Source organism: Nocardioides psychrotolerans (genome assembly GCF_900113685.1).
GTDB lineage: Bacteria > Actinomycetota > Actinomycetes > Propionibacteriales > Nocardioidaceae > Nocardioides > Nocardioides psychrotolerans.
Genome location: NZ_FOQG01000017.1, coordinates 1 through 26692, shown reverse-complemented (window position 1 = coordinate 26692; position 26692 = coordinate 1). Strand labels below are relative to the sequence as shown.

Sequence of the window (26692 nt, the reverse complement as noted above, 5' to 3'; positions counted from 1 at the left end):
CCCATCATCGAGCGCGTTCGTCCTGTCCGATTGCACGAGTGTGACGACATCATCTCGAACCCAGGCGGCCTGGACCCCGCGCGGGGTCGATTCTGTGCCTCGAATCGGGAGACAGGTTCCATGGATGATGACCGAGGCCTCACTTGCCTGCAGCTGGTGCCCCGATTGTCAGCAGTGCGACTTCGCCGGCGCCTCGGTGGTCTGCATAATGGCGCGCGTGACTGACAATGGTGACGCCCTGGAACGTGCACGGCTCAAAGGCAGTTCCCCTGACCCCGCCAAGGGTGCTCAGCGGTGAGAGTCCTGGTCGCAAGCAAGTTCCTTCACCACGTCGGCGGAGTCGAGACCTATATCTCGTGGTTAGGACGGCACCTCGAGCGCGAAGGCCACGAGTTGGCGTTCTTCGGCATGAACCCTCCTGACGGTGACCGCGTGATGCCAGACCTGCAAGGGCCCCTGTTCCTGTCGCCGAGCCGAGACTACTACGGGTCCGTGGCGACCAAGGTCAGGAGCGCAGCAACCTCCATCTACTCATTCTCTGCCGCTCGTGTGATGGAGGAGGCGCTCGACGCCTTCCGACCAGATGTTGTCCACTTTCAGAGCACCTGCTACCAGCTCACTCCCAGCGTCGTGCGCGCGGCGACCCGTCGCGCTGTTCCCACACTGACCACAGCGCACGAGTACAAGTTCGTCTGCTCCAACCAGCGGCTCTGGGACGACGGGCGCGGGCAGCCGTGCGTCAAGTGCGTCGATGCCACCACGAGCCAGAGGGTGAGGAGCATCATCGAGACCCAGTGCGTGAAGGGCTCCCTGGCCAGTTCCATCGTCGCTGCAGCGGAGCTCCCTGTCTCGAACGGGGTCTGGCGACGCAACTCCGGGATCGTGCACGCGCCGTCACACTTCATGGCCGACCTCCTCGAGGGACGAGGTAGCCCGGTCCGCGGCAGGGTGCGTTACCTCGACCTGTCGTGGGGGGACACGGCCCATCTGCCAGGATCGCATCGGCCAGACCGCCAGGATGTGACGTACATCGGCCGCTTGTCGGTGGAGAAGGGGGTGGACACCCTGATCCACGCCTGGCCGCATGTCTCCCGTCACCGACCGGATGCGCGGCTCAAGCTCTACGGCAGTGGGGCGGACGAACCCCGCCTGCGGGAAGCGGCGCTGGGCGTCGAGCGCGTCGAGTTCTGTGGGCGATACGAACGCGAGTCCCTGACAGAGATCCTCGCCTCGTCGATCGTTACGGTGCATCCGTCCAAATGGGCGGAGAACAGCCCCTACACCGTGCGCGAGAGCCTGCAGCACGGAGTGCCGGCCATCGTGAGCGACCAGGGCGGGCTCCCCGAGATGGTGGAGGCAGCGACCGGGGCGGTCTTTCCGGCCGGCGACGTCGATGGTCTCGCTCAGGCGATCACGAGAGAGATCGACTCCGGGAGGGCCGGACAGCCGGACCTCCTCGACGCCGTGGCTCGTCGTTTCGTCACCGACGCTCAGCACCTGTCGCGACTGGAAGAACTCTATGGCGAAGCGCAGGACCTGTGCGCAGCGAGCAGATGACGCCGGGCGCCGGCTCAGGCACCCCTGTGGTGGTCGTGTGCTTCACCGGCAACTCTGGCTTGACTGACTACTCCGTGTCGATGTGCCGTGAGCTCACACCCGCGCACGACGTGTTGCTCATGACGGCGGATTCGATCGAGCCCTTCTACCGCGACCTGGGCGTCCCAGTCGAGACCGCGTTCCGTCGGTCGCGCCACTACCTCCAAGACCTGTTGCGGTTCTTGCGGCGCGTCCCCCGTTTGAACGCCTGCTCGGTCGTGTTTCAAGGTCCGCTTAAGCTTTCCTTTCTCGACGCGCTTGCGGTGCGATACCTCAGACGACGTGGCGTTGTTGTGGCGGTGGTGGTTCACGACGTTGTCCCGCATGCTGGCGGGAGGCTGGCAACGGCCTCCCTGCACTTCTACTACCGTTCCTTCCCCAAGCTCATCGTGCACTCGGAGGACGCGGAGTCACGGTTGAGGGAGGTGGGAGTCGATGGTGCGGTGCTGGTCGTGCCTCATGGTCGCTACGACATCTTCGACGTCGATCACCTGACGCGCGCTGAGGCGCGAGCCGCGTTGGGCATCGACCCAGCTCACCGGGTGGCGCTCTTCTTCGGCAACCTGGAGGAGCGCAAGGGGCTCGAGTTCTTCGTCGAGGCTGCACGCGAGAGCACCGACCCGGCCCTGCTGTTCCTGGCCGCAGGTCAGGACTTCGTCTCGGCCCAGTCTCCCCAACTGCGTGCTGTGGTGCGGGGTGACGAGGTGCTGCCGAGGCTGCGGGTCGACTTGGGTCGAGTGCCTCATCGTGACGTCCAGAAGTACTTCCGAGCAGCAGACGTCGTGGTGTTGCCCTATCTCGAGGGATCGACCAGCGGAGTGCTCAAGCTCGCCATCGCATTCGAGGTGCCTGTCCTTGCGACCGACGTGGGCGACATCCGCACCGAACTGCCCCCGGAAGGTCGGCTGCTCACCGGCACCCTCTCCGCACGATCGCTCTTGGAGGGGATCGCTGACATGCAGCACCAAACGACGCCCCAGATCCTCGATGACAGGCTCGCGTGGCGGACGATCGTCCCTCAGATGGCCACCTTCTTGCTGGCCGAGTGACTGCAGGCCCACTGTGCCTTGCTAGACACCCCGGAGGAGGCCCTCGTAGGCGTCGACGACACTCTCCCAGGAGAAGTTCGCGACGATGTGGGCTCGCTGAGCTGCTGCCTGGTCACGCAGCGCGCGTCGGTCCTCCACGGCGATGCCGAGGGTCCGCTCGAGATCTGCCGCGTCCCCCTGACGGAAGTAGATCCCCAGGTCGCCCAGGATGAAGCGGTTGGTCTCGATGTCGGAACAGATGATGGGCGCGCCGAGGAACGAGCTCTCGAGGATCACGGGTGAGAGGCCTTCGAGGTCTGACGGCTGGACGTAGGCGTAGCAGTTGCTCATCAGGGCGTGCACCTCCGGCCCGTAGAGGTAGCCGGGCATCAGGATGCGTGGGTCTGTCGTCTCGCGCAGACCGTCCTCGTACTCCGAACGCGGCTTGGAGCCCCCCACCATGACCAGCTGCTTCTTGGTGTCCAGTCGTTCGAAGGCCGGCACCAGGTAGTGCAGGCCCTTGTCCGGAATGAAGCGCCCGACGAAGAGGAAATACCCGCCAGGCTCCAGGCCGAGGCGATCCAGCACCTCCAGTCCACTGGCGTCGTAGTCGACGTCAGAGCCGTAGGCGATGAGGTCGTACTGCTTGCCGAACCGTTCCTCGAAGTACTCTTTCGCAAAGACGTTGTCGAAGGCTACGGCGCTGTGAACCCGTCCGGTGAGGGCCGTGGTGGCGCGCAGGTAGAGCTTGCCGAGCGCGGACCACTTGTCGCGCTCCCACTCCAATCCGTCCTCTGTGAGGACCGTGCGCTTGCCGAAGACCCGCAGGAGGAGTCCGAACGGGCTGTTCCCGCCGTTCTGCATGTGCACGACGTCGGCCCTGTTGAAGGCGATGATGTCGACGGCGACGCGCAAGGAGTGCCAGAGCGCCTCGAGACCGGAACGCCGGAAGGTACGGATCGTGCGCACGGTGACGCCCCGGAAGTCATGCGGGGCGATCCGGGCTTCACCGAAGTAGCCGCGGTTGTAGGCGACGACCCGATGGCCGCGAGCGGCCAAGCGAGGAAGTAGCTCAACTGCGAACTTGTCGGCGCCGGCACTACCCTCTCGCGGGGGCAGGCTGCGGAAGCCGAAGGATGCGATGCGCAGGGAAGGGCGGGACGGTGGCGCCATGCCTAGTCGAGGTATCCGTCGAAGTAGTCCTCGACATACTCGGCGAGCGAGACTCGCCAGTCCCGCATGAGGTTCATGTCCAGGAGATCGAGCTTGTAGTTGATGAGACGTTCGGACGGAGGACGTGGCGCGAAGTACTCCTCCTTGAAGTGGTCGGAGTTCACCGGCACCACCTTGACACTGTCCGCCAGGCCGAGCGCCTTGACCAGCTCGACGGCCACCTCGAAGCGGCCGGTCTCGCCGCCGCACACCATGTTGTAGAGCCCGTAGTGCTCGCTGGTGGCCAAGGCCTCCAGGTTGGTGGCGAAGTCGATCGTGTAGGTGGGGGTGCCCAGCTTGTCGTCGACCACGGACAGCTCGGTGGCGCCAGCCTTGAGCTGCTTCATGATCTTCATGATGAACTTCTTGTCCTTCGCAGGACCGCCGCCCATCATCCAGCCGGCACGGCAGATGAAGTGTCGCGAGACCCGCTGCTGCACGAGGACCTCACCGAGGTATTTTGAACGCGCGTAGACACCGAGGGGGTTCGGCTTGTCCCAGTCGTCGTAGGTCAGCTGCTGGCCGTCGAAGATGCCCGCAGTGGAGATGTAGACCAGCGGGACGTCGTACTTGTTGGCGAGGGTCGCCGCGTGCTCGACGCTCACGGTGTTGGTGAGGTAGGCGTCCTCCTTGTTCTCCTCGCAGTACTCCAGACTGGTGTGGGCGCCCAGGTGGATCAGGAGATCCGGCTGGAAGGCAGTCACCGCGCTGTCGTAGGCCTGGAAGTCCCGGAAGTCGAGGTAGGAGAGCCACTCGTCGTTGACGTCGATGTCGGAGCATTCGACGTCGTGCTTCTCACTGAAGACTTTGTGGACTGCGTGTCCAAGCATGCCACCGCTGCCCGCGACGTAGACCTTCATGCGAGTCGACTCCTTGTGATCACTTCAGGACGTGTGTGCCCGATGGACATGACGCTACGCGAGACCCGCGACTGACCTCGCCAGCCTTCGTGTCGTGCAGGTAACGAATGCGCCGAAGACGATAACGCTGCTCGCGGAGTCGATGGTCAGCTGGCGTTGTTGATCATGCCAGCGCCGACGGTGATGCCGGTGGCCTCGTCGATGAGGATGAAGGAGCCGGTGGTGCGGTTCTTGGAGTAGGGGTCGCACAGCAGCGGCACCGTGGTGCGCAACTGGACGCGGCCGATCTCGTTGAGACCGAGCTCCTTGGTCTCCTGGTCGCGGTGCAGGGTGTTGATGTCCAGGCGGTATTGGATGTCCTTGACGAGGGCACGAGCGGTCCGGGTGGTGTGCTTGATGGCCAGCTTCTGTCGGGGCTTGAGTGGCTCGTTGGTCATCCAGCAGATCATCGCGTCGATGTCCTGGCTCGGCTTGGGAGCGTTGGCAGGGCGGGCGATCATGTCGCCGCGGGAGACGTCGACGTCGTCCTCGAGGCGGACGGTCACCGACATCGGCGGGAAGGCCTCGGCGATCTCCTTGTCAAAGAGGTCGATGCCGGCAATCTTGGACGTCATGCCGCTCGGCAGGACGACGACCTCGTCGCCCGGCTTCATAACGCCGCCAGCGACCATGCCGCCGTAGCCGCGGTAGTCGTGGTGCTCGTCGGACTTGGGGCGCACGACGAACTGGACCGGGAAGCGGACGTCGACGAGATCGCGGTCGGAGGCGACGTGGATGTGCTCGAGGTGGTGCATGAGCGTGGGGCCGGAATACCAGTCCATGTTCTCGGAGCGGTTGACCACGTTGTCACCGGCGAGCGCGGAGATCGGGATGACCTCGAGGTCGGGGATGTTGAGCTTGGTGGCGAACGCGCGGAACTCGGCGTGGATCTTGTCGTAGACCTCCTGGGAGAAGTCGACGAGGTCCATCTTGTTGACGCAGAGCACCAGGTGGGGGACCCGGAGCAGGGAGAGGATCACCGCGTGGCGGCGCGACTGCTCGGTGAGGCCCTGTCGGGCGTCGACGAGCACCAGGCCGAGGTCGGCGGTCGAGGCACCGGTGACCATGTTGCGGGTGTATTGAACGTGGCCCGGGGTGTCGGCGATGATGAACTTGCGCGCCGGGGTGGCGAAGTAGCGGTAGGCGACATCGATCGTGATGCCCTGCTCGCGCTCGGAGCGTAGACCGTCGGTCAGCAGGGCCAGGTCGGTGTAGTCGTAGCCCTTCGAGGCGCTGGTGGCCTCGACGGCTTCGAGCTGGTCCTCGAAGATCGACTTGGAGTCGAGCAGCAGTCGCCCGATGAGCGTCGACTTGCCGTCATCGACGGAGCCGGCGGTGGCGAAACGGAGCAGATCCATCAGAAGTAGCCTTCCTTCTTGCGGTCCTCCATGGCTGCTTCGGAGAATCGGTCGTCGCCACGGGTGGCGCCTCGTTCGGTGACGCGGGCGATGGCGACCTCGTCGATGATCTCGGGAATGGTGCTGGCGGTGCTCTCGACGCATCCGGTGAGGGTCAGGTCGCCGACGGTGCGGAAGCGGACGGTGCGCTCCTCGACGCTCTCGCCTGCCTTGGTGGGGTTGAAGTCGCTCTCGCTCAACAGCATCCCGTCGCGCTCGAAGACACGGCGCTGGTGGGAGAAATAAATGGTGGGGATCTCGATGCCCTCGCGGCCGAGGTAGTCCCAGATGTCGAGCTCGGTCCAGTTGGAGATCGGGAAGATCCGCATGTGCTCGCCCGCGTGGAGGCGCCCGTTGTAGAGGCTCCACAGCTCAGGGCGCTGCATCTTGGGGTCCCACTGGCCGAACTCGTCGCGGTGGGAGTAAACGCGCTCCTTGGCGCGGGCCTTCTCCTCATCCCTGCGCCCGCCGCCGAAGGCGGCGGTGAAGCCACCCTCCTCGAGGGCGTTGAGCAGGGTGCCGGTCTGGTGCCGGTTGCGGCTGGTCTTGCCGTCCTCGATGACGATGCCGTTGGCGATCGCCTCCTCGACGCTGGCGACGATCAGGCGCACGCCGGTCCGGTCGACCCACCTGTCGCGGCAGTCGAGGACCTCGGGGAAGTCGTAACCCGTGTCGACCTGGAGCAGGGGAAAGGGGATCTTGGCCGGGTAGAACGCCTTCTCCGCCAGGCGGAGCATCACGATGGAGTCCTTGCCCCCGGAGAACATCAGGACGGGCTTCTCGAACTCGGCGGCGACCTCACGGATGATGTGGATCGACTCCGCCTCCAGCTGGTCGAGCTGGCTCAGCTGGTAGTCGGCATGCGTTTGCGTCATGGGGTTACAGGGACCTCTCGGTGGACAGCAGCCCACATCGTAGCCACGTCTCAGGGGCGCGGCGACAACGCGCCGAATGTCGAGTGGGTTGCGTCACTTATCAGGGCTTGTTCCAGGCGACGCGGAGCGGCGTCCCTGGTCGATGCCTTCCAGTTCGGCCACGGTGGGGGCCCCGAACATGGGAAGCCCCTGCTCCTTGCGCAGCACCCCCCAGACCAAGGGGACCAAGACGATCATCGCCAGGCCGATGCCGGCGATCAGGATCGGGTGGGTCTCCTCGACGCCGAGTGGAGCCCAGCCTGCCTTGTCGAGCAGGGCGACGCCGGACATGGTCAGCACGACCACGATGCCGCGGCGGATGAACGACTGCGGGACCCGAGGGGCGAGCTTGCTGCCGAGGAGAGTGCCGGGGACCGAGCCGAGCACCAAGGGGATGAGCAGGCCCCAGTCGAGACCGTTGAGGACGATGTTGGAGATCGCGGCGGCCATCACGAGCGGGACGGCCTGCACCAGGTCCGTGCCCACCAGCTTCACCGCGGAGAGACCGGGGTAGAGCATCAGCAGCGCGACCATGATGACCGAGCCGGAGCCGACGCTGGTGATGCCGACGAGGAGCCCGCCCAGGGCGCCGACCAGGAGCGTGGGCAACGGGCGGATCTGGGGATTGGGGTCCTCGGCCTGAGCGCCGGAGCGGACGCGGCGCAGGTTGATGTAGAGGCGGAGCGCATAGGTGGCCGCCGCGAGGAGCAGCGCGAAGCCGATCGACATCTTGAGGACGTAGTCGAGCTGGTCCTCGTCGGTCGTGAAGCCTGCGACCAGGTGCGGGCCCAGGAGCGCCATCGGCACTGAGCCGATGACGAGCCACTTCGCCAGGTCGAAGTTGGGCGACCCCTCGCGCGAGTGCACGATCGCGCCGCCGGTCTTATAGACGGCTGCCGCGGTGAGGTCGGCCGTGACGACGGTGGCGGCATCGCCTACACCGAGGAAGATCAGGGCCGGTGTCATCAGCGCCCCACCGCCCATGCCGGTCAGCCCGACCACGATGCCGACGATGAAGCCGGCGGCGAGGATCGAGAAGAAGGCGGTGGTGATCAGGTCGTCCATGGGGTGATCCTCTCGGATGCCGTCAGCGCAGGGACGACGACGCGCAGCAGGGAGTCGATGTGCTGGCCGCACGCCTCGGCCGCTTCGGGGCCTCGACCGTAGGGGTCGCCGACGTCGAGCCGCTTCTCCGCGGTGCCGCGCCGCTCACCGACCGCGGCCAAGAGCTCCCGGCCGGTGAGCTCGACGTTGCTGGCCGCCTCTGCGAACTGGCCGAGGGTAAAGACCTTCCGGAACTGGCGCGGGTGGTCGTCGAGGATGAACGTGCGGTGCGTCGCCTCGGCGGTGAGAACCACGTCGGCTTCCTCGAGGAGCTCCGTCGTCACTCTGCGGCTCCGGAAGCCTTCACTGCTGGTGGTGCGTCCGGCGAGCGAGTGAGACATCGCCGCGTCCATCGCGTGGTCCCGGAAGCCGTGCGTGCCGGCGCTCGAGAACGCGACGTTGCTGTCTGGTCCGGCCAGGGAGCGGGCGGTGAGCTCCATGTAAGGGGAGCGGCAGATGTTGGCCGTGCAGACGAAGAGGACCTTGATCGGCTGCTCGACCACCGATTCGTCCGTGAGGTCGAGGTAGCCGGCGTCGCGGAGGGCCAAGATGACGTCGTCGAGGGCGTCCTCGATGGTGCGGCCGGTGGTGTCGACGCGGATGTCGGCGTCCTCGGGCTCCTCATAGGGCGACGAGATGCCGGTGAACTCGGGGATCTCGCCCGCGCGTGCCTTGGCGTAGAGGCCCTTGCGGTCGCGTCGCTCGCACTCCTCAAGCGGGGTGGCGACATGGACCAGGAAGAACGCACCGCCGGCCTCGTCCACCATCTGACGCACCTGCTGACGGGTCTCGTCGAACGGCGCGATCGGGCTGCAGACGGTGACGCCGCCGTGACGTGCGATCTCGGCAGCCACCCAGCCGATGCGGCGGATGTTGGTCTCCCGATCGGCCTTCGAGAAGGAGAGGCCTGCCGACAGGTTTCGCCGGACGACGTCGCCGTCGAGGCTGGTGAGGGAGCGCCCACCCTGTTCGAGGACCTTGTCCATCAGGGCTCGCGCCAGGGTGGACTTGCCGCTGCCGGAGAGTCCGGTGAAGAAGAGCACCAGGCCCTGGTCCTCGGGCCGGGGCCGGTCGGACGCAACGATCGCGGCGACGTCGATCGAGAACTCCCCGCCGTCGGTCAGACCGTGCACGGGGTCGGGTCCGGCGTAGGTATCGACCACCTTGACACCGAGGCGGTGGTCGACATCCGCGTCGTCGTGCGAGGCGAGCGGGACGGCGACCACAGCAGCATCAATGCCCCCGGTGGCTGCGAGGGTCGCGCGGATCAGGGCGACCGGTGAGAGCTCAGGGGTGCCGTGGCCGACCAGGACCACGAGGACGACGGGACCGAGCGTTCTGAGCTCCTGGAGCTGAGCGTCGGTCAACGCGTCGACCACGGGGACGAACGTGCGACCGGCGTAGCGTTCGCGCACCTGCGCAGGGGAGAGGTAGTAGCGCCGGAACGGACCGTACTGAGCGTGGGTCAGGGCAGCTGCGGTCCAGCCAGCATCGCCGAGCGTGACACGAGCCAGTGGCAGGCCCTCGGGGTCGACGAGCTCCACGGCCCCGGCGGCCGCAGCCTCCTCGGCGACGCTCGCCGGCAGGGTGAGGGTGACGGGGCTGCCCTGCTCGTTGAAGGCGGAGATCGGTGCGAGCGCTCCACTCATGAGCAGCTCGAGGTCGTCGAGCTCGCGCTGTGACGGGCAGTGTTGTGGGACGCGGGGGTTCGACACGGGCGCCATCCTCTCACCGGGGCGAGCCTGGGCGAACCGCGTGCCCCACCGTTGGTAGCGTCTGACTGCCAGACGTCGATGACCCGTGGAGGACCCCCGTTGAGTGAGCTGTCGCAGGATCGTCCGTGGGGGTCCTGGCACGTGATCGAGGATGGCCAGGGCTACAAGGTGAAGCGCATCGTCGTCCACCCCGGCAAGCGGCTGTCTTACCAGACCCACCAGCACCGCTCGGAGCACTGGGTGGTCATCTTCGGCATCGCCACCTGCGTGGTGGACGGGGTCGAGGTCCAGGCATCGCCCGGTCAGTGCATCGACGTCCCGATGGGAGCCGCGCATCGGCTAGAAAACCGTCACTCCGAGGACCTGCAGATCATCGAGGTCCAGCAGGGCGCCTACACCGGTGAGGACGACATCCACCGGCTCGAGGACGACTTCGGCCGCGCGAGCCAGCAGGACACACAGGCGTGACGTCCCCGGTGGTCGTCGCCGAGATCGTCCGCTCGGGGTTCGTCGAGGGACACCACTACGGCTCGGTCGTCGCCCTGGACCGCGGAGGCGAGGTTGACTGGCGGCTCGGGGTCGTCGACGAGCCGATGCTCCCCCGGTCCTGCAACAAGCCGCTCCAGGCTCTCGCGATGGTCCGCCTCGGCCTGGACCTGCCCGATGACCTCCTGGCCCTGGTGTGCGCATCCCACTCGGGCGAGCCCTTCCACATCGATGGTGCCCGTCGGATCCTCGCCACAGCCGGCCTGGACGAGTCACTGCTCCAGACTCCGCCGGACTATCCCCTCGACGACGAGGCGCGCATCGAGGTGATCCGGGCCGGTGAGGCGAAGACGCCGATCGCGATGAACTGCTCGGGCAAGCACAGCGGGATGCTTGTCACCTGCGCGATCAACGGGTGGGACCTCGCCACCTACTGCGACCCGGACCACCCGCTGCAGCGGGCGATCCTCGAGACGTTCGCCGACCTCACCGGCGAGCCGGTGACCGTGGTCGCTGTCGACGGGTGTGGTGCGCCGCTGTTGTCGACGTCGCTGATCGGGTTGGGGCGGGCCTTCCGGACGCTGGCCGTCGCGACGGACGGGCCGGAGGCTCGCGTTGCCAACGCGATCCGCCGGCACCCGGAGTTCGTCTCCGGGACGCGCCGTGACGAGCTCGCGCTGCTCACCGCAATGCCGGGGTCGATCGGCAAGGCCGGTGCTGAGTCCTGCTACGTCGTGGCTCTCCCCGACGGGCGGGCATTCGCCCTCAAGACCGACGACGGTGCGCCGCGGGTGCGACCGGTGCTGATGGCGGCTGCTCTCAAGCGCAGCGGGGTCGACGTCGAGGCATGGGTCGACGGGGCTGCTGTGCGGGCCACCGGGGTGTTCGAGCTGCTCGGTGGGGGAGTGCCGGTGGGGGAGATCCGGGCGACCTTCTGAGGCTTTGGTCTCGGTTGTGGGAGACGTCACGCTGCCTGAGTTTGCATTTTGCTAACTAGAGTTAGCACTATGGAGGCATGGCGAAAAGCAAGGTCGGTAGTGCGGTCGAGTCCCTCGGCGACTATCTCAAGGAGCAGCGGGTCGCGTCGCGGCTGTCGCTTCGTCAGCTCGCGGAGCAGGCCGGGGTGTCCAACCCCTACCTGAGCCAGATCGAGCGTGGTCTGCGCAAGCCTTCCGCCGAGGTGCTCCAGCAGATCGCGAAGGCCCTGCGGATCTCCGCGGAGCAGCTCTACATCCGCGCCGGCATCCTCAGCCCCCAGGACGGCGTCGGCGGCTCCGTCGAGCTCGCCGTCCTCAACGACCCGGGTCTCACCGAGCGGCAGAAGCAGTCGCTGCTCGACGTCTACTCGTCGTTCCTCGCGCTCAATGGCGCGTCGCCAGCGGACGACGACTGACCAGCACGACCCGCCTCACCCACACCGCACCACCAACACAAGGAGAAAATCGACATGGTCAAGGCCAAGTTCGACATCAAGACCCTGGAGCTTCCCCCCGTCGCGGCCAAGCCGCTCTACGCCGGCGTCGGCGTCACCGACCTCGCGGTTGAGATCGTCCGTGACTACGTCGCGGACTTCCAGAAGAAGATCAACGACGCTCAGAAGACCGTCACGAACTTCGAGCCCAAGGCGCTGCGCGACCAGGCCGTATCCGTGGTCAACTCCCGCGTCGCCGAGCTCCAGGCCGAGGCCCTCGCGATCCCGACTAAGGTCCAGGCCACGGTCACCGAGAACGTCGCGACCGTCACCGACACCTACGCCGACCTCGCCAAGCGTGGCGAGGCCCTCGTGACCCGCGTGCGCAAGCAGGAGTCCACCAAGGCCACCACGACCGCGGCGAAGACCACCACCGCCAAGGCCAAGACGACCACCACGCAGGCCAAGAAGGCGACCAGCACCACCGCCAAGAAGGCGACGACGGCTGCGAAGAAGACCGCGACCGCCGCCAAGAAGTCGGCGGCACCCGCCACGAGCAGCGCGAAGGCGACCACCACGGCCGTCAAGAAGACCGCCACCAAGGCCGCCGAGGCGACCACCGAGGCCGCGGCCAAGGTCGGCGACTGAAGAGAACCTGACGACGGACAGCTCGCGCTGTTCTGACGTCATGCGAGGCCCCCGGAGGTATGAGCTCCGGGGGTCTTGCCACCTCACTGGATAGGATCTGGCCCCATGGGATCGCTCGAAGGACAAGTCTCGCTGCTCATCGCCCTCGCGATGCTGGCGGTGAAGATCTTTGCGTTCGTCAGCTCGCTGACGTTCTCCGGCGACACCTACGAGGCGGCCGGCAAGCTCACCAAGCCGGCGTGGACGATCATCCTCGGCCTCGGGGCGGTCCTGCAGCTGTTGTTGGTCAGCACGATCCTCAACCTCGCCTTCACCGTGGCGGCCCTGGTGTTCATCGTGGATGTCCGCCCGGCGCTCTCCGGGTTGCGCCGACGCTAACTTTGCCCTTTTCGCCCCCGAGGACACCACTGATGTGAGTACCCTCATAGGGTCCGGGCGTTGCTCGGAGATCCGAATACTGGGGGGTATTTCAATGATCGGCGATTGCGACACACGTCCGTGGGGTTCGTGGCAGGTCCTCGACGAGGGCGACGGCTTCAAGGTCAAGCGCCTCGTCGTCGCTCCGCACCAGCGACTGAGCTATCAGACGCACGAGCACCGGGCCGAGCACTGGGCCATCGTGAGCGGCAAGGCGACCTGCGTCGTCGACGGCGAGCTGATCCTGGCCGGGCCCGGCCAGTCGATCGACGTCGAGATCGGTCAGCCGCACCGGATCACCAACATGGAGGACGAGACGCTCGTCCTCATCGAGGTGCAGATGGGTGCCTACACCGGCGAGGACGACATCTGTCGCCTCGAGGACGACTACGGCCGCATCCCGGCCTGAAGGTAGTCCCGCAACGCGTCCAGCTGGTCGCGGGCCACGAAGCCGCTTGCGGCGATCTTGGCCATCGCCATCGTGCTGCTGGCCGGACGCGGTGCGGTGGCCCTGCCGGCGGCATATTGTTCGGTCGTGATCGGGCGCACGTCGTCGGGTGAACGGCCGCACAGCTCGAAGACCGTGCCGGCGATGTCGGCCCACGACATCGCGGGGCCGGCGTTGCTGACGTGGTAGGTCCCGTGCTCGGCCCTGCTGTCGACGAGGTGACGGGTCGCGCGGACGAGCTCGTTGGTGAAGGTGAGCCGGCCGACCTGGTCGGACACGACGTCGGGGGAGACGCCCTGCTCGGCCAGGCGCTGCATGGTGCGCACGAAGTTGTTGCCCTCGCCGATCACCCACGAGGTGCGGACCAGGTAGTGCCGCGTCGCGGTGCCGACGCCGAGGTCGCCGGCGGCCTTGGTCTGTGCGTAGACGCCCAGTGGTGAAAGTGGCTCGTCCTCGACGTGCTCGGGCCGCGTGCCGTCGAAGACATACTCCGACGAGTAGTGCACGAGGGTGAAGCCGTGCTCGTCGCTCAGTCGGGCCAGGGTCGCGGGCGCGGCGGCGTTGGCCGCCCACGCCGTACGGCGCCCCTCGGGCGTTTCTGCTGCGTCGACCGCGGTGTAGGCGGCGGCGTTGAGGACCAGGGCGTAGTCGTGCCACGGCCAGGCGGCCACGGCTGCCGGGTCGGTGACGTCCAGCTCGGCGAGGTCGACGCAGTCGGCGTCGGGGTAGTCGACCTGGAGCGCGCGACCGAGCTGGCCCTGGGAGCCGATGATCAGCGTCTTCTTGGGCGCCATCGGCGTGACCTGGTCCAGGGCCGGGTTGTGACGGTCCTTCTCGGAGATCTCGCACTCCTCGAGCGGGATGGGCCAGGGGATGGCCACCGTCGGGTCCGCGAGGTCCAGGGCAGGGTAGGACGTGCCGGGACGCCAGTAGTCGTTGACGAGGTAGGTGTAGGCGACGCCGTCCTCGAGGGTCTGATAGCTGTTGCCGACGCCGCGGGGGACGAAGACCGCCACCGCTGGGTCGAGCTCGAGGTGGAAGGTCGTTCCGAAGGTCGCTCCCTCACGCAGGTCCACCCATGCGCCGAAGATGCGCCCGGTGGCCACGGAGACGAACTTGTCCCACGGCTCGGTGTGGATGCCACGGGTGGCGCCACGATCGGCGTTGAAGGACACGTTGTTCTGCACGGGGCCGAAGTCGGGGAGGCCGAGGGCGAGCATCTTCTCGCGCTGCCAGTTCTCCTTGAACCACCCACGCGCGTCCTCGCGGACGTCGAGGCGGACGACGAGCAGGCCGGGGATCGGGGTCGTCTCGACGACCGGCTCGCCCATCACTGGCCCTTGGCGGCGTAGAAGGCCTCGGTGGCCTCCTTGTGAGGGCGCCACCATTGCTCATGGGCCTGGTACCACTCGATGGTCCGGGCGAGGCCCTCCTCGAAGCGGTCGAAGGTCGGCGCCCAGCCGAGCTCGGTGCGCAGCTTGGTGGAGTCGATGGCGTAGCGCAGGTCGTGCCCGGCCCGGTCCGTGACCAGGTCGAAGTCGTCCGCACCGCGGCCGAAGTGCTCCAGGATGCGGCCCACGACCTCCAGGTTGTTGCGCTCGCCGTCGGCGCCGATCAGGTAGGTCTCGCCGATCCGCCCCTCCTGGAGGATCAGCCACACAGCCGACGAGTGGTCCTCGGCGTGGATCCAATCGCGCACGTTGGCACCGGTGCCGTAGACCTTGGGGCGGTCGCCGTCGATGACGTTGGTGATCTGGCGGGGGATGAACTTCTCGACGTGCTGCCAGGGGCCGTAGTTGTTGGAGCAGTTGCTGATCGTCGCCGGCACGCCGAAACTGCGCACCCACGCCCGGACCAGGTGGTCGGAGCCGGCCTTGGCCGCGGAGTAGGGACTGCTCGGGTTGTAGGACGTGGCCTCGGTGAAACGCTGCGGGTCGTCGAGCTCGAGGTCGCCGTAGACCTCGTCGGTCGAGATGTGGTGCAGGCGGGTGTCGTGGCGACGGCAGGCCTCGAGGATCTGGAACGTCCCCACGATGTTGGTCTGGATGAAGGGGCCCGGCTCGGTCAGTGAGTTGTCGTTGTGGGACTCCGCGGCGAAGTGCACGACCGCGTCGTGCTCGCTGACGAGCTTGTCGACGAGGGTCCCGTCGACGATGTCGCCGACGACCAGGTCGACCCGGTCGGTCGGCAGGTCGGCCAGGGACTCTCGGGACGCGGCGTAGGTGAGCTTGTCCAGCACCGTTACTTCTGTATCCGTGGTCCGGATGAGGTGGTGGACGAAGTTGGAGCCGATGAAGCCGGCGCCGCCGGTCACGAGAATTTTTTCCACGCGATCACCCTAAGGTCTGCTCATGCGCGGAATCATCCTGGCCGGCGGTACTGGCTCCAGACTTCATCCCATCACCCACGCCATCAGCAAGCAGCTGATGCCGATCTATGACAAGCCGATGATCCACTACCCGCTCTCGACGCTGATGCTGGCGGGCATCCGTGAGGTCCTGGTGATCACGACGTCGCACGAGGCCGAGCAGTTCCGCCGGCTGCTGGGTGACGGCTCCCAGTTCGGCATCGAGATCACCTACGCCGTCCAGCCCTCACCTGACGGACTGGCCCAGGCCTTCGTGATCGGTGAGGAGCACATCGGGGCCGAAAAGGTCGGCCTCATCCTGGGCGACAATATCTTCCATGGCGCCGGCCTCGGCACCCGGCTGCGCCGGTTCACCGACATCGACGGCGCGGCGGTCTTCGGCTACCGGGTGGCCGACCCGTCGGCATACGGCGTCGTGGAGTTCGACGCCGGCGGCCGGGCCCTGTCGCTGGAGGAGAAGCCCGAGCAGCCGCGGAGCAACTACGCGGTCCCGGGCCTTTACTTCTACGACAACGAGGTCGTGGCCATGGCCAAAGACCTACAGCCGTCGGCGCGCGGCGAGCTCGAGATCACCGACCTCAACCGGCTCTACCTCGAGCGAGGGCGACTGATGGTGGAGGTGCTGCCCCGTGGCTCAGCCTGGTTGGACACCGGCACGTTCGACGACATGAACGACGCCAGCAACTTCGTGCGGGCGATCGAGAAGCGTCAGGACGTCAAGGTGGGCGCGCCCGAGGAGGTCGCCTGGCGGATGGGCTTCATCGACGACGCCGGTCTGGCTGCGCTCGCCGAGGGGCTCATGAAGAGTGGCTACGGCGCCTATCTCATGGACCTGCTGCGCGACGAGCGTCAGTAGGCGCCACGGGAGCGGAAGACTGCGCCCGTGGTCTTGGCCAGGATCGACAGGTCCTGGAGCATGGACCAGTTGTCGACGTAGTAGAGGTCGAGCCGCACCGTCTCGTCCCACGACAGGTCCGAGCGGCCCGACACCTGCCAGAGCCCCGTGATCCCGGGACGCACATGGAGCCTCCGCCCGGTGTCGCCATCGTATTTTGCGACCTCGCTCGGCAGCGGGGGGCGCGGGCCGACGAGGCTCATCTCGCCACGGAAGACGTTGAGGAGCTGGGGGAGCTCGTCGATCGACAAGCGGCGCAGCCACCTTCCGGGGCGGGTGACCCGCGGGTCCTCGCGCATCTTGAACAGCACCGAGTCGGCGCCGCCATCGGCCGCGAGTCGGGCCAGCTGGGCCTCGGCGTCGGTCACCATGCTGCGGAACTTGAGGCAGGAGAAGCGTTCGCCGCCCTTGCCCACGCGGCTCTGACGGAACATAACAGGCCCGCGGTCATGGAGCTTGATGGAGAGCGCGGCCATGACGAAGACCGGGCTCAGTGCGGCGATGAGAGCCGCTGAGCCCGCGAGGTCGAAGAGACGCTTGCCCCAGCGGGCCGCATCGGTGGCCCGGGGTGAGTCGATGTGGACCAGAGGAAGACCGCCCACCGGACGCATGCGGAGACGCTCGCCGGAGACGTCTGAGACCGACGGGGCGACGACGACCTGGACGTCCTTGCCCTCGAGATCCCAGGCGATGCGGCGCAACTGTCGCGAGGAGGTGAGAGCGCCGCTGGCGAAGAACACGATGTCAGCTTCGGTCGTCAGGACCACCGAGGTGGCGTCGTCGCAGTTGCCGAGGACCGGGATGCCGGCGCCGGTCTCTGAGGCGACCTCGTGCGCCGGGGTCAGGGCACCAATGACGTGGTAACCGAGCCAGGACTCGCGGCGCAAGACATGGACGATCTCGTCGATGTGTCCGGACGAGCCTGCGATCACGACCCGGTGCAGCAGGGCGCCGCGGCGGCGGGCGGCGTGAACGGCTCTTCGCACAATGAATCTGCTCAGGACCAGCGCCGGGAGGCCGATGGTGAAGATGAGAAGGAAGAACCCGCGGGAAAGTTGGTACTTCGCCATGAAGCAGCCGACGCCGATGAGACCGGCGGCGATGAAGCTCGCGCGGACCACCCGTTTGTATTCGTCGGGGCCGGCGTCGAAGACGCTCTTGGCGTAGCCACCAACCAGCGCGATGCTGGCGATCCAGCCGAGGACGATCAGGGGACCGACCATCCACAAGCTCGTGGACACATCGGCGGGCGTCTCGAAGATGTGCAGGCCCTCGCGTCCCATGGCGGCCAGGATCGCCGAGCCGGTGATCACAGCGGCGTCCAGGACGAAGGCCGTCACGGGCAGGTACTGAAGCGCGCGAGACGGGGCGTCCAGGTGCAGCCGGGGGCGGCGTTCGGAGATGATCGTCATGGCTAGTCCAAACACGGGGTTGTTCCGAGGTGGCCACACTGCCACAAGGGGGTCGAACCGCCGAGAGAGCAGGTGTTGGCTCCAATCCGTGATGTCAATCTAGGCGTTTTAATTCCAGGCTGCACGTTGGTGAGGTTTCCGATCCGTAAACATTGCACTTCTCGGGCTCGCTGTCTCGCTGGTCCAACGCGCCAGGCCTGCCTTCGTTATCACTTGAGCTGGGTATCCGTGGCGGTCCAGACCACCGATCCCCCGCGGACCTAGTCAATTCGGGTCACGCAGGCGTGCGCGGTAAGTCGACGTGTAGATCACCACACGAGGGGCACACTGGGAAGATGATCGTGTTGCTGTGGGCCGTGATGGGTCTCCTCGCCTGGAGTGCGTTGGCCCTCCCGCTCGCCGTCGTCGTCGGACGAGCGCTGCGGACGTCCGGGACTCCTGGCGGTGGCGCGCCCGAGGCAGCCCCCGGCTTCATGCTCGCCGCCTGAGCACTCCTCCCAGGGCCGTTAAGGTTCCTGACATGAAGGTTCTCGTCACCGGCGGTGCCGGCTACCTCGGGTCGATCACGGCCAAAGCCCTCGAAGAGGCCGGGCACACCCCGGTCATCCTCGACTCCCTGCTCAACGGGCCACTCGTTTTCGTGCGCGACCGCGCATTCTACGAGGGCGACATCGCCGATCGTGAGCTGCTGCGCCGGATCGTGGCCGAGCACCCTGACCTCGACGCGACGATCCACATGGCTGCCCGCATCGTGGTGCCGGAGTCGGTGGAGAAGCCCTATGAGTACTACCGCGACAACGTCGCCAAGTCGCTGGAGCTCTTCGACGAGCTGGTCGCCCTGGGCAAGCCACGCATCGTCTTCTCGTCGTCGGCGTCGCTCTATGCGACCAAGGACGACTTCGAGGTGACCGAGGAGGACGCGCTCGACCCGCAGTCGCCGTACGCCTGGACGAAACGGATGATGGAGCAGGTCCTCCAGGACATGGCGGTGGCCACCGACCTGCGCGCCGTCATCCTGCGCTACTTCAACCCGATGGGCTCCGACCCGGACCTCCAGTCCGGCATCTATGCGAAGGAGCCGTCCCACGTCATCGGGCAGCTCGTGATGGCTGCGCGGGGATTGAAGGACAGCTTCACGATCACCGGCGTCGACCACCCGACGCGAGACGGCACGGGCATCCGCGACTACATCCACGTCTGGGACCTGGCCCGGGCGCACGTGAGGGCGATCGAGAAGTTCGACGAGGTGCTCGCGGCCGTGGACGCGCCGAGCACGATCATCAACATCGGCACCGGCTCAGGGGTGACCGTGCGCGAGCTCGTGGCGTCGTTCCAACGGGTCTTCGGCAGCGAGGTGCCGCTCTCGGAGGCACCGCCGCGCCCCGGTGACGCCGTGGGGGCCTTCGCGAATGTCGACAAGTCCGCCGAGCTTCTCGGCTGGCGCACCGAGCTGTCGCTCGACGACGCCATCGCCTCCGCGCTCGCGTGGGGCGAGAAGCGTCAGGAGATCCTGGGCTACGAGTGATGCGTCAGGTCCTGCTGGTGGTCGTCGCGGTCCTGTCCTTCGGCGCTCTGCCTCCGGCGGGTGGTTCCGAGGCTCGCGCCTTGGCGGCCCGCACGCCCCAACCGCCGTTGACTGGGCAGGTGGTGGTGATCGATGCGGGGCACCAGCTCGGCAACTACCACTTCCCGCGCCAGATCAACCGGCAGGTGCCGGCGGGCGGGTTCACCAAGCCGTGCAACACCACCGGGACCGCGACGAACGGTGGCTTCCCGGAGGCCACGTTCACGTGGCGGGTCGCCAGCAAGCTGCGGGCGCGGCTGGTGGCCCTCGGGGCGAAGGTCGTGATGACCCGGCACAGCAACCGGCAGGACCGGTGGGGGCCGTGCGTCGACGAGCGGGGGAGGGCCGGGAACCGGATCGGTGCCGACCTGAAGATCAGCATCCACGGCGACGGCTCCTTCGCCCGCGGTGCACGAGGATTCCACGTCATCGCCCCCACCGACCGTCGCAGATGGACCCACGACATCTATCGCCCGTCGCGGGCGCTGGCCGTCGACCTCCGCCGCGCGATGCTCGCCGACGGTTTCCGGGTGGCCAACTACGTCGCAGGCGGGGACGGGCTCGACTTCCGCTCCGACCTCGCCACGCTCAACCTGTCCGACGTGCCGAGCGTGGTGGTCGAGCTCGGCAACATGCGCGACCGGCGCGATGCCCGGCGGATGACGAGCGACACCGGGCAGGCGGCGTACGCGTCGGCCCTGGAACGCGGCGTCCGGGGTTTCCTCCAGCGATAGGTTCTCGGCATGCCTCTGGATCTTGGGACCAAGTCCCTCCTCGACTTCATCGCCGCCGCTGGTTATCCGCCCCTGCACGAGGGGACGCCCGAGGCCGCCCGCCGAGCCATGCGCGCCATGTCCGTGGACATGGTGAAGCCCGAGGACGTCATCCCCGTGGGGTCGGTGGAGGCGACCTCGGTCGCGATCTACCTGCCGGCGCGGGTCTACCGGCCCGAGGGAAGCGGGCCGTGGCCGACGCTGGTCTTCCTGCACGGTGGTGGGTTCGTCATCGGCGACCTCGACACCCACGACCAGATCTGCCGTCGACTGTGCGCGGGCGCCGAGACCGTGGTCGTGTCGGTGGACTACCGACTGGCGCCTGAGGCGCCCTATCCCGCTGCTGTCGAGGACGCCTCGGCCGCCGTGGTCTGGGCGGCGGAGCACCTCGCTGAGCTGGGTGGGGGAGACCTGCTGGCCGTGGGCGGCGACTCGGCGGGCGGCAACCTCGCGGCGATCGTGGCGCAGAAGCACCGCGACCTCGTGGGCGCGCAGGTGCTGATCTATCCGGCCACGCACGTGCTGGGCGACTATCCGTCACGGACCGAGAACGCGTCGGGCTACCTGCTCGAGATGTCGACGATGGAGTGGTTCTTCGCGCACTACGGACCCTCGATCGAGGAGGTGGACACTCCTGAGGTGTCGCCGCTGCTCGGCGACCTCGCCGGCGTGGCGCCGGCGGTGCTGGTCACCGCTGAGTTCGACCCGCTGCGCGACGAGGGCGAGGCCTACGCGGATGCGCTTCTTGCGGCTGGTGTCGCGGTGGACCGGGCTCGCTATGACGGATTGATCCACGGGTTCCTCGACATGGCGGCCGTCAGCCCTGCTGTCGAGGCGGCGCTGGTGGACCTGACGGCTCGGACCAAGGCGCTGCTGCACCCCTGAGTTACGAAGCCGGACAAACCGAGCAGTTGGTACGGCTCTGTCACGGGCTAGAAGCCAAGGACGTGGCGATCGGCTGACATACTCTGCCGGGCACCGACCGTCCGATTTACGGAGAACATCTCGTGCTGCATCCCAGCGAACTACTCGGTAACCGCAAGGGCTCAGGCCGCTGGGACATCCAGGGGCTCCGCGCCTTCGCGGTTCTGGCTGTCGTGGCCGACCACCTGACCGGGTGGCCCAGTGGCGGCTTCGTCGGTGTCGACGTCTTCTTCGTGATCTCCGGCTTCCTCATCACCGGGCTCCTGCTGCGCGAGCACGAGAAGGACGGACGGATCTCGTTCTCGGGCTTCTACCGTCGACGCGTCAAGCGCATCATCCCGGCCGCGCTGCTGGTGCTGGCGGCTACGACGATCGCTGGCTACCTCACGTTCAACAGCACTAGGGCAGCACAGACCGCCACGGATTCTCTGTGGGCCGCCCTCTTCGGCGCCAACTGGCGGATGATGAGTCTTGCCACCGACTACTTCAACGCCGACGGTGCGGTCTCTCCGGTGCAGCACTACTGGTCGCTGTCGATCGAGGAGCAGTTCTACTTCGTGTGGCCGGCCCTGATGGTGGCGCTCTACCTCATCGCGCGGCGCGGATCACGGGTCGTGGTCGGCACGGCGATGGCGGTGATCGTGGGTGCCTCGTTCGCGTGGGCCGTGATGGAGACCGGCGACAACCCGACCCGCGCGTACTTCGACACCTTCGCCCGCGTGTGGGAACTCGGCGTCGGTGCACTGCTCGCGGTCTGCGTCCCGCTGCTCTTCAAGATCCCCGACGCCCTCCGGCCCGTCCTGGCGTGGGTCGGCCTGGCCGCGATGACAGCGTCACTGTGGCTGGTCTCGGCCGACCAGGGGTTCCCCGCGCCGTGGGCCGCGTTGCCGGTTATCGCAACGGCCCTGGTGATCGCGGCTGGCACCCATCGCAACCACCGCCAGCAACAGCGGCTGCTGTTTCCGCTGACGAATCGGGTCAGCAACTACGTCGGGGACATGTCCTACTCGCTGTACCTGTGGCACTTCCCGATCATCGTCATCGGCACGACGCTGTGGGGCGACTCAACTGCAGTCACCGTGGCTCTCCTGATCGCGATGCTCGTGATCAGCGTCGCGTCCTACGAGCTCGTCGAGGACCCGATCCGCAAGTCCGAGTGGCTCACGCCGGCACCGCCGGGCCGGGGCGGGTCCTCCCGGAAGAAGAAGAAGTCGGGATCGCGTGGCTGGCAGGCTCCTTCAGGCCGCTTCACCGTCGTCGGGATGGGCTTCCTATTCTTGGTCGTCGCCACTCTTGTCGGCTTCGCCCTGCGTCCTGTGGACCCACCCACCTCGGCGCTGGGCGCGCTGCCCCCAGCAGAAGCTTCGCCTAGTAGCAACGTGGACCCAGCGCAGCCGACGCCGAAACTCGCGGCGCTCCAACTGGAGATCAGTAGCGCACTGAGTGACACCTCATGGCCCGACAATCTGAGCCCCAGCATGGACGACTCAATCGGCGCACCAATCGCGCCGGCCGAGATCAGTGCCTGTGCAGACCTGCCAGACGGCCCGGCTGGTCCGGCCGACTGCGCCTGGGGGCCCGAGAACGCCCGTCACACGGCGGTCCTGGTGGGGGACTCGGTGGCCATCGCCTACGCGGACGCGTTGCGCGCCGCCACCCTCGCTCGAGGCTGGAGATTTCTATCCCGGCCCGCCACGGCGTGCCCCTTCGTTGACCAGGCTGTGAACGTCGGAGAGGCCACCTTCAATCCCAACTGCGAAGCCATCAAGGCAGCAACAGTTCGCGACATCAAGGCCCTAAAGCCGGATGTGCTGTTCGTCGCCAATCACCGGTGGTCCGCCCCTGACTTCTACCCCGACGAGTGGGTCGATGCCAGCAAGCGCGAGCTGGCCAAGACCGGTGACGCTGTTGGACGCGTCGTGGTCATCGCCGGACCTCCTCCGACACCGGACCCAGCGGAGTGCTACACCCCGGCTAGTTCCCCCGCCGACTGCACCGGTGGCCCAGCCGAGACCTGGCAGGCCATGTACGAGGCGCAACAGGTCGTCGTCGAGGACGTGGGTGGGTTGCAGGTCAACACGACTGACTGGTTCTGCTACCGCACCCTTTGCCCGCCCTACATCGGCGGAGTACCGGTCCGACCAGACAGCAACCACGTGCTGCCCGCGTACATGACCGGCTCATCCAGCCGGTGATCGCAGAGACCCTGAGGACGGCCGGAGTATTCAAGGCCGGTTAGGCGTCGGTTAGGCGCTGGCGCGCAGCACCACGATGTACTCGCGGTTGCCGAAGCTGGCACTGCTCGGGTCGCCGGGTGTGGCCGTCGAAGGCAGGGCGCCCGAAACTCCTGCCTGCACGAAGGCCCGGGCGTTGCCCTGGGCAGCGATGGCGAGATCGGTGGAGCCGATCAGCGGGTTCGCCCGCTGCCCGGTGGGGAGGGTGAGCCCGACATTGACCTGCCCCACGACGGCCACATGGTAGACGCCCTTCGTGACCACCTGGCCGATGGTCACTGACCGTGCAGTGGTGGCTGAGGTCGCAACCACAGTGCCCCCGTCAGCGAGGAGTGCGCCAGGTTTGCCGAGTCCGTCGTCGGCGTACAGGCCGAGGCAGACCACGCCGCTCGCCCCAGCGGCTGCAGTGATGTAGATGCCGATCCGGTCCATCGTGCAGTCGCGAGCGATGGGAAACGGCACGAAGTAGACCTGATCGAGGACCGGCCCGAACGAGGCACTGTTGTTGACGAATGGCTGCGTGTAGTAGGTCCCGACCGTCATGCGGGGGCCAATTGGGGCCTGCCGGTCAGCGATGCCCACGGGCACATCGAAGGACATCCGGTCGTCAGGCAGGGTCGCGCCAGGGCGCATGGACAGGATGTCGCGCGCGGTTCCGTTGTCCTTGTAGTTGCGCCACACCACCCGACCGTCTGGCCGCAACTCCCATGCGACGTGCCGCCGGTCGGCAGCGGGCAGGAAGTTGTGCATGGCGTAGGTGGGCAGGTCGCCAACGAGCAGTCGGCCGGGGTTCTCGCTGCCGAGCCCGCCACCGACCCATTCGTTGTAGCCCATGATCTCGCGAAGGTTGCCAGACGTGGTGTTCGTGACCCAGGTGCCGTAGGCGACACCACCCGAGGTGTGGCAGAACTCGTTCACACCGTTGGCGATGGGCTTGGCTGAGTTCCAGTTGAAATCACGCAGTAGAACCGGCGTGCCGGTCTGGCCGGCCTTGAGGCGGACCACGGCATTGCGGCCCGTCAGGACCGGGGTCTGCGAGCCAGCGGGGATCTGGATGACGCCTGCGGGCAGGGTGGTCTCGGAGCCAGCGGCGATGACGTCTGCGCCGTCCACGTCGACACGGGCACCGCCCATGCTCTCGAGGGTGATCGCGTACTCGCCAGCGCCAGCGCCAGTGCCGGTGCGGTACGGGTTGGCGTTGCACTCGTACTTCAGGGACTGGATCTTGACGACACCGACGTTGAGCCCGCCCGCGCCCTTGATCCAGATCGCGCCGTTCCCCTGTGCGTCAGAGGAGAAGTTGTCGATGTCGCTGATGGAACCGTTGGGTGCCATCTGCATGAAGAGGCCGGCGCCGGAGCCGTACATGCCTCTGCAGTTGACGATAGGACCGGGCACCATGCCTCCCGGCAGGTGCCAACAGTTCCCGGCGAACCCGTAGACGGCGACGTTCTCTGCGCGGTTGCCGTCCGACCATTGCAAGGCGGTTCCGGCGGCGTTGCGGTAGTTGATCCCGTTGCCGCTGGTGTTGTCGAGGTCCTGCTGGACCGAGAAGTCGGCGATGTCGCTGATGACGTAGTTCACGCCTGCGCCCGACTCGGTGAAGATGATGGCGTCGTCGTTGACGTCCCACAGACACCGTCGATCTTGCGGATGGTGGTCTCGGTCCCGACCGCGCGGATGATCGTGCGGACCTGGCGGCGGGAGAGGTCCCCGTATTTGGCCTCGAGCGCGCGGATTGCCGCGTGGACCCTGCGCGCAGGCCGAGCCGGTCGGACCCTGGACACCTGGTGGCCCCGCGGGGCCCTGGGCGCCCGCCGGACCTGGATCGCCCTAGGCGACCTCGTCGATGGTCTCCTCGACCTGGTCGGCCTCAGGATCACAGTCGGGGGTGTCGGGGTCCTTCACACAGTCGACGAGCTCCTGCGACTGCCCAGCCACGACGTCACGCTCAGTGTGGGCGGTGTCGCGGCCGTCGAGCAGGAGCGCGATCGCGATCCCGGACGTGAGGGCGATCAGTGCGACCAGGACGATGCCCATGGGCTGCATCCCCAGGATGAGGCGACGCTTCTCAGGCGTCATCGGGATCTTCTCCGAGTTCGGTGAACTTCTTGGCCTGGCGGCGGATCTTGTCTTCCTTCTCGAGCATCGCCGCGGATTTCCGCGAGGTGGTGATGGCAATCGTGATGGAGGCCGTCGCGGCGATGAACGACGCGACGACAGTGCCGAGAACGGGGTCCACACCGTCACCGACCCCTCCGGCTGCGTCGCTCCCGGTGACGCTGCCAGGCGAAGCCGGACAGCAGGACGGCGTAGGCGATGAGCTCGACCCACGAGAACGAGTCGAAGGGGATGCCGAGGTTGAAGGCCTTGAATTGGCCGGCGAGCACGTAGGTCATGACCCCGCCGAGGCCGATCAAGATCACCCTGATCGGCCACGTCCGCTCGTGCCAGGTCGCGCCGACCCAGTGTCCGGCGAACAGGAGCGCCAGCATTGTCTCGAAGGTCAGGACTGCTCGTAGTACGTGGTCGAGCTCGGGCATGGAGCCTCCATCGCTGGTGGTCGTGAGTGGGGTGCTCGACCACCAGCGAGGAGGACCTGGCCGTCAGGCGCCCCCGGCCAGGTACGCCGCGACGGTGTGCACGGTGTGCACGGCGTGACGGTCGAGGTTGTGCCGTGCCCGGTCGTAGCGGGTGGTGATCCGGGCGTCATCGTCACCGCGGTCTGAAGGAACCGGGTCGCCTCGGCCCGGGTCATCCCGACCACCGACACCTCGTCGAAGTAGACCTTCGGCATCCTCACGTACTCCGCAGGGCTAAACGGGATGTGCTGGTCGATTACCAGGTTCCGGTAGAACATCCGCAGCATGCACAGCGCGCCGTGCACGGAGGCCGGAGCGTTGTTCCGGACCTCTTCGAGGTGGCGGGCGTAGAGCTCGAGGTGCGGCCTGGTGACGTCCCGGAGCGGGTCGAGGCCCTGGTCCTCGCACCACTGGAAGTAGAGCCGGAGACGGAAGCCGTAGACCTCGCGGGTGTTGCCGGAGTAGCCAGCGAGGAAGGTCGCCGCGTGGAACAGCGGGTCGGGGGCGACGATTCAGAGGACTTCGAGGATCGTCACCTGCCGTACTAACGAGCATGTTGAGCGGTGCGTCCGGGACTGCCCAGGCTCTGGTTGACACTCGGGGTGGGTGGTTCTCAGGCAGCGTCTGCTGCTGAGTAGATGGTCTCAAACTCGATCGGGGTCAGT

Annotated in this window: 28 protein-coding genes; 14 read left to right on the top strand and 14 right to left on the bottom strand. The window is 67.0% G+C overall.

Going from position 1 to position 26692, the window contains the following annotated elements:
- Window positions 1–294 precede the first annotated feature (294 nt).
- Both BM204_RS17735 and BM204_RS17730 read left to right on the top strand, forming a co-directional pair.
- Complete coding sequence (locus tag BM204_RS17735; protein WP_091116162.1) at window positions 295–1557, top strand: glycosyltransferase; 1263 nt, start codon at window positions 295–297, stop codon at window positions 1555–1557.
- Window positions 1539–2645, top strand: coding sequence for a glycosyltransferase family 4 protein (locus BM204_RS17730; protein WP_091116159.1), 1107 nt, complete (start codon window positions 1539–1541; stop codon window positions 2643–2645). Before BM204_RS17735 ends, BM204_RS17730 begins: the two co-directional genes overlap by 19 nt.
- A 21-nt stretch (window positions 2646–2666) precedes the next feature.
- Here the strand turns inward: BM204_RS17730 and BM204_RS17725 are convergent, their stop codons facing one another.
- The 6 genes from BM204_RS17725 to cysC form a co-directional block, all read right to left on the bottom strand.
- Complete coding sequence (locus tag BM204_RS17725; RefSeq protein ID WP_091116158.1) at window positions 2667–3797, bottom strand: glycosyltransferase family 4 protein; 1131 nt, start codon at window positions 3795–3797, stop codon at window positions 2667–2669.
- 2 nt (window positions 3798–3799) lie between these two features.
- A complete protein-coding gene (locus BM204_RS17720) occupies window positions 3800–4696 on the bottom strand; it encodes an SDR family oxidoreductase (protein WP_091116156.1) in 897 nt (298 codons plus the stop codon).
- 146 nt (window positions 4697–4842) lie between these two features.
- On the bottom strand, window positions 4843–6093 hold the full coding sequence (locus BM204_RS17715; protein WP_091116153.1) for a sulfate adenylyltransferase subunit 1: 1251 nt from the start codon (window positions 6091–6093) through the stop codon (window positions 4843–4845).
- The gene (gene cysD / locus BM204_RS17710) at window positions 6093–7007 is read right to left on the bottom strand and encodes a sulfate adenylyltransferase subunit CysD (protein WP_091116152.1); all 915 of its coding nucleotides are present in this window, start codon (window positions 7005–7007) and stop codon (window positions 6093–6095) included. The genes BM204_RS17715 and cysD overlap by 1 nt, the downstream gene beginning before the upstream one ends.
- Window positions 7008–7100: 93 nt before the next feature.
- Window positions 7101–8111 (bottom strand): sulfite exporter TauE/SafE family protein, encoded by a 1011-nt coding sequence (locus BM204_RS17705; RefSeq protein WP_091116149.1) that lies wholly within the window; start codon window positions 8109–8111, stop codon window positions 7101–7103.
- A complete protein-coding gene (cysC, locus tag BM204_RS17700; protein ID WP_246166593.1) occupies window positions 8099–9865 on the bottom strand; it encodes an adenylyl-sulfate kinase in 1767 nt (588 codons plus the stop codon). The genes BM204_RS17705 and cysC overlap by 13 nt, the downstream gene beginning before the upstream one ends.
- A 99-nt stretch (window positions 9866–9964) precedes the next feature.
- Between cysC and BM204_RS17695 the strand changes: the two genes are divergently transcribed.
- From BM204_RS17695 to BM204_RS17670, 6 genes are all read left to right on the top strand, one after another.
- Entirely contained in the window at window positions 9965–10333 is a 369-nt protein-coding gene (locus BM204_RS17695) for a phosphomannose isomerase type II C-terminal cupin domain (protein WP_091116145.1), read from the top strand.
- Window positions 10330–11289 (top strand): asparaginase, encoded by a 960-nt coding sequence (locus BM204_RS17690; RefSeq protein WP_091116143.1) that lies wholly within the window; start codon window positions 10330–10332, stop codon window positions 11287–11289. Before BM204_RS17695 ends, BM204_RS17690 begins: the two co-directional genes overlap by 4 nt.
- 77 nt (window positions 11290–11366) lie before the next feature.
- Window positions 11367–11744, top strand: coding sequence for a helix-turn-helix domain-containing protein (locus tag BM204_RS17685; RefSeq protein ID WP_091116141.1), 378 nt, complete (start codon window positions 11367–11369; stop codon window positions 11742–11744).
- 54 nt (window positions 11745–11798) lie between these two features.
- The gene (locus BM204_RS22790; protein ID WP_091116138.1) at window positions 11799–12410 is read left to right on the top strand and encodes a hypothetical protein; all 612 of its coding nucleotides are present in this window, start codon (window positions 11799–11801) and stop codon (window positions 12408–12410) included.
- Window positions 12411–12515: 105 nt separating this feature from the next.
- Window positions 12516–12788, top strand: a complete 273-nt coding sequence (locus BM204_RS17675; RefSeq protein WP_091116135.1) for a DUF2516 family protein — start codon at window positions 12516–12518, stop codon at window positions 12786–12788.
- A 94-nt stretch (window positions 12789–12882) separates the two neighbouring features.
- On the top strand, window positions 12883–13236 hold the full coding sequence (locus tag BM204_RS17670; protein ID WP_091116132.1) for a phosphomannose isomerase type II C-terminal cupin domain: 354 nt from the start codon (window positions 12883–12885) through the stop codon (window positions 13234–13236).
- Here the strand turns inward: BM204_RS17670 and BM204_RS17665 are convergent.
- Entirely contained in the window at window positions 13215–14606 is a 1392-nt protein-coding gene (locus tag BM204_RS17665) for a sugar nucleotide-binding protein (RefSeq protein ID WP_091116278.1), read from the bottom strand. The two genes, BM204_RS17670 and BM204_RS17665, sit on opposite strands and share 22 nt — an antisense overlap.
- Entirely contained in the window at window positions 14606–15604 is a 999-nt protein-coding gene (rfbB, locus tag BM204_RS17660; RefSeq protein ID WP_091116130.1) for a dTDP-glucose 4,6-dehydratase, read from the bottom strand. The genes BM204_RS17665 and rfbB overlap by 1 nt, the downstream gene beginning before the upstream one ends.
- A gap of 22 nt (window positions 15605–15626) precedes the next feature.
- Between rfbB and rfbA the strand changes: the two genes are divergently transcribed.
- A complete protein-coding gene (gene rfbA / locus BM204_RS17655; protein WP_091116127.1) occupies window positions 15627–16499 on the top strand; it encodes a glucose-1-phosphate thymidylyltransferase RfbA in 873 nt (290 codons plus the stop codon).
- Here the strand turns inward: rfbA and BM204_RS17650 are convergent.
- Window positions 16493–17950, bottom strand: a complete 1458-nt coding sequence (locus BM204_RS17650; protein WP_091116126.1) for a sugar transferase — start codon at window positions 17948–17950, stop codon at window positions 16493–16495. The two genes, rfbA and BM204_RS17650, sit on opposite strands and share 7 nt — an antisense overlap.
- A gap of 335 nt (window positions 17951–18285) precedes the next feature.
- On the opposite strand from BM204_RS17650, the gene BM204_RS22785 reads away from it, so the two are divergent.
- From BM204_RS22785 to BM204_RS17630, 5 genes are all read left to right on the top strand, one after another.
- Window positions 18286–18438 carry a hypothetical protein gene (locus BM204_RS22785; protein WP_170259315.1) on the top strand — a complete coding sequence of 51 codons (153 nt, stop codon included), beginning with the start codon at window positions 18286–18288 and terminating at the stop codon, window positions 18436–18438.
- Window positions 18439–18470: 32 nt separating this feature from the next.
- Window positions 18471–19475, top strand: a complete 1005-nt coding sequence (galE, locus tag BM204_RS17645) for a UDP-glucose 4-epimerase GalE (protein WP_091116124.1) — start codon at window positions 18471–18473, stop codon at window positions 19473–19475.
- Window positions 19475–20248 (top strand): N-acetylmuramoyl-L-alanine amidase family protein, encoded by a 774-nt coding sequence (locus tag BM204_RS17640; protein ID WP_091116121.1) that lies wholly within the window; start codon window positions 19475–19477, stop codon window positions 20246–20248. The genes galE and BM204_RS17640 overlap by 1 nt, the downstream gene beginning before the upstream one ends.
- A gap of 9 nt (window positions 20249–20257) precedes the next feature.
- Complete coding sequence (locus BM204_RS17635; RefSeq protein WP_091116119.1) at window positions 20258–21172, top strand: alpha/beta hydrolase; 915 nt, start codon at window positions 20258–20260, stop codon at window positions 21170–21172.
- Between the two features lie 122 nt (window positions 21173–21294).
- Window positions 21295–23406 carry an acyltransferase family protein gene (locus BM204_RS17630; protein WP_170259316.1) on the top strand — a complete coding sequence of 704 codons (2112 nt, stop codon included), beginning with the start codon at window positions 21295–21297 and terminating at the stop codon, window positions 23404–23406.
- Window positions 23407–23457: 51 nt separating this feature from the next.
- Here the strand turns inward: BM204_RS17630 and BM204_RS17625 are convergent, their stop codons facing one another.
- From BM204_RS17625 to BM204_RS23575, 5 genes are all read right to left on the bottom strand, one after another.
- The gene (locus BM204_RS17625) at window positions 23458–25029 is read right to left on the bottom strand and encodes a hypothetical protein (protein WP_091116114.1); all 1572 of its coding nucleotides are present in this window, start codon (window positions 25027–25029) and stop codon (window positions 23458–23460) included.
- A gap of 249 nt (window positions 25030–25278) precedes the next feature.
- Complete coding sequence (locus BM204_RS17620) at window positions 25279–25527, bottom strand: hypothetical protein (protein WP_143099823.1); 249 nt, start codon at window positions 25525–25527, stop codon at window positions 25279–25281.
- Window positions 25517–25687 carry a hypothetical protein gene (locus tag BM204_RS22780; RefSeq protein WP_170259317.1) on the bottom strand — a complete coding sequence of 57 codons (171 nt, stop codon included), beginning with the start codon at window positions 25685–25687 and terminating at the stop codon, window positions 25517–25519. The genes BM204_RS17620 and BM204_RS22780 overlap by 11 nt, the downstream gene beginning before the upstream one ends.
- A gap of 4 nt (window positions 25688–25691) precedes the next feature.
- On the bottom strand, window positions 25692–25988 hold the full coding sequence (locus BM204_RS17615) for a hypothetical protein (RefSeq protein WP_143099822.1): 297 nt from the start codon (window positions 25986–25988) through the stop codon (window positions 25692–25694).
- Entirely contained in the window at window positions 25952–26521 is a 570-nt protein-coding gene (locus BM204_RS23575) for a tyrosine-type recombinase/integrase (RefSeq protein WP_369675206.1), read from the bottom strand. The genes BM204_RS17615 and BM204_RS23575 overlap by 37 nt, the downstream gene beginning before the upstream one ends.
- Between the last annotated feature and the right edge of the window lie 171 nt (window positions 26522–26692).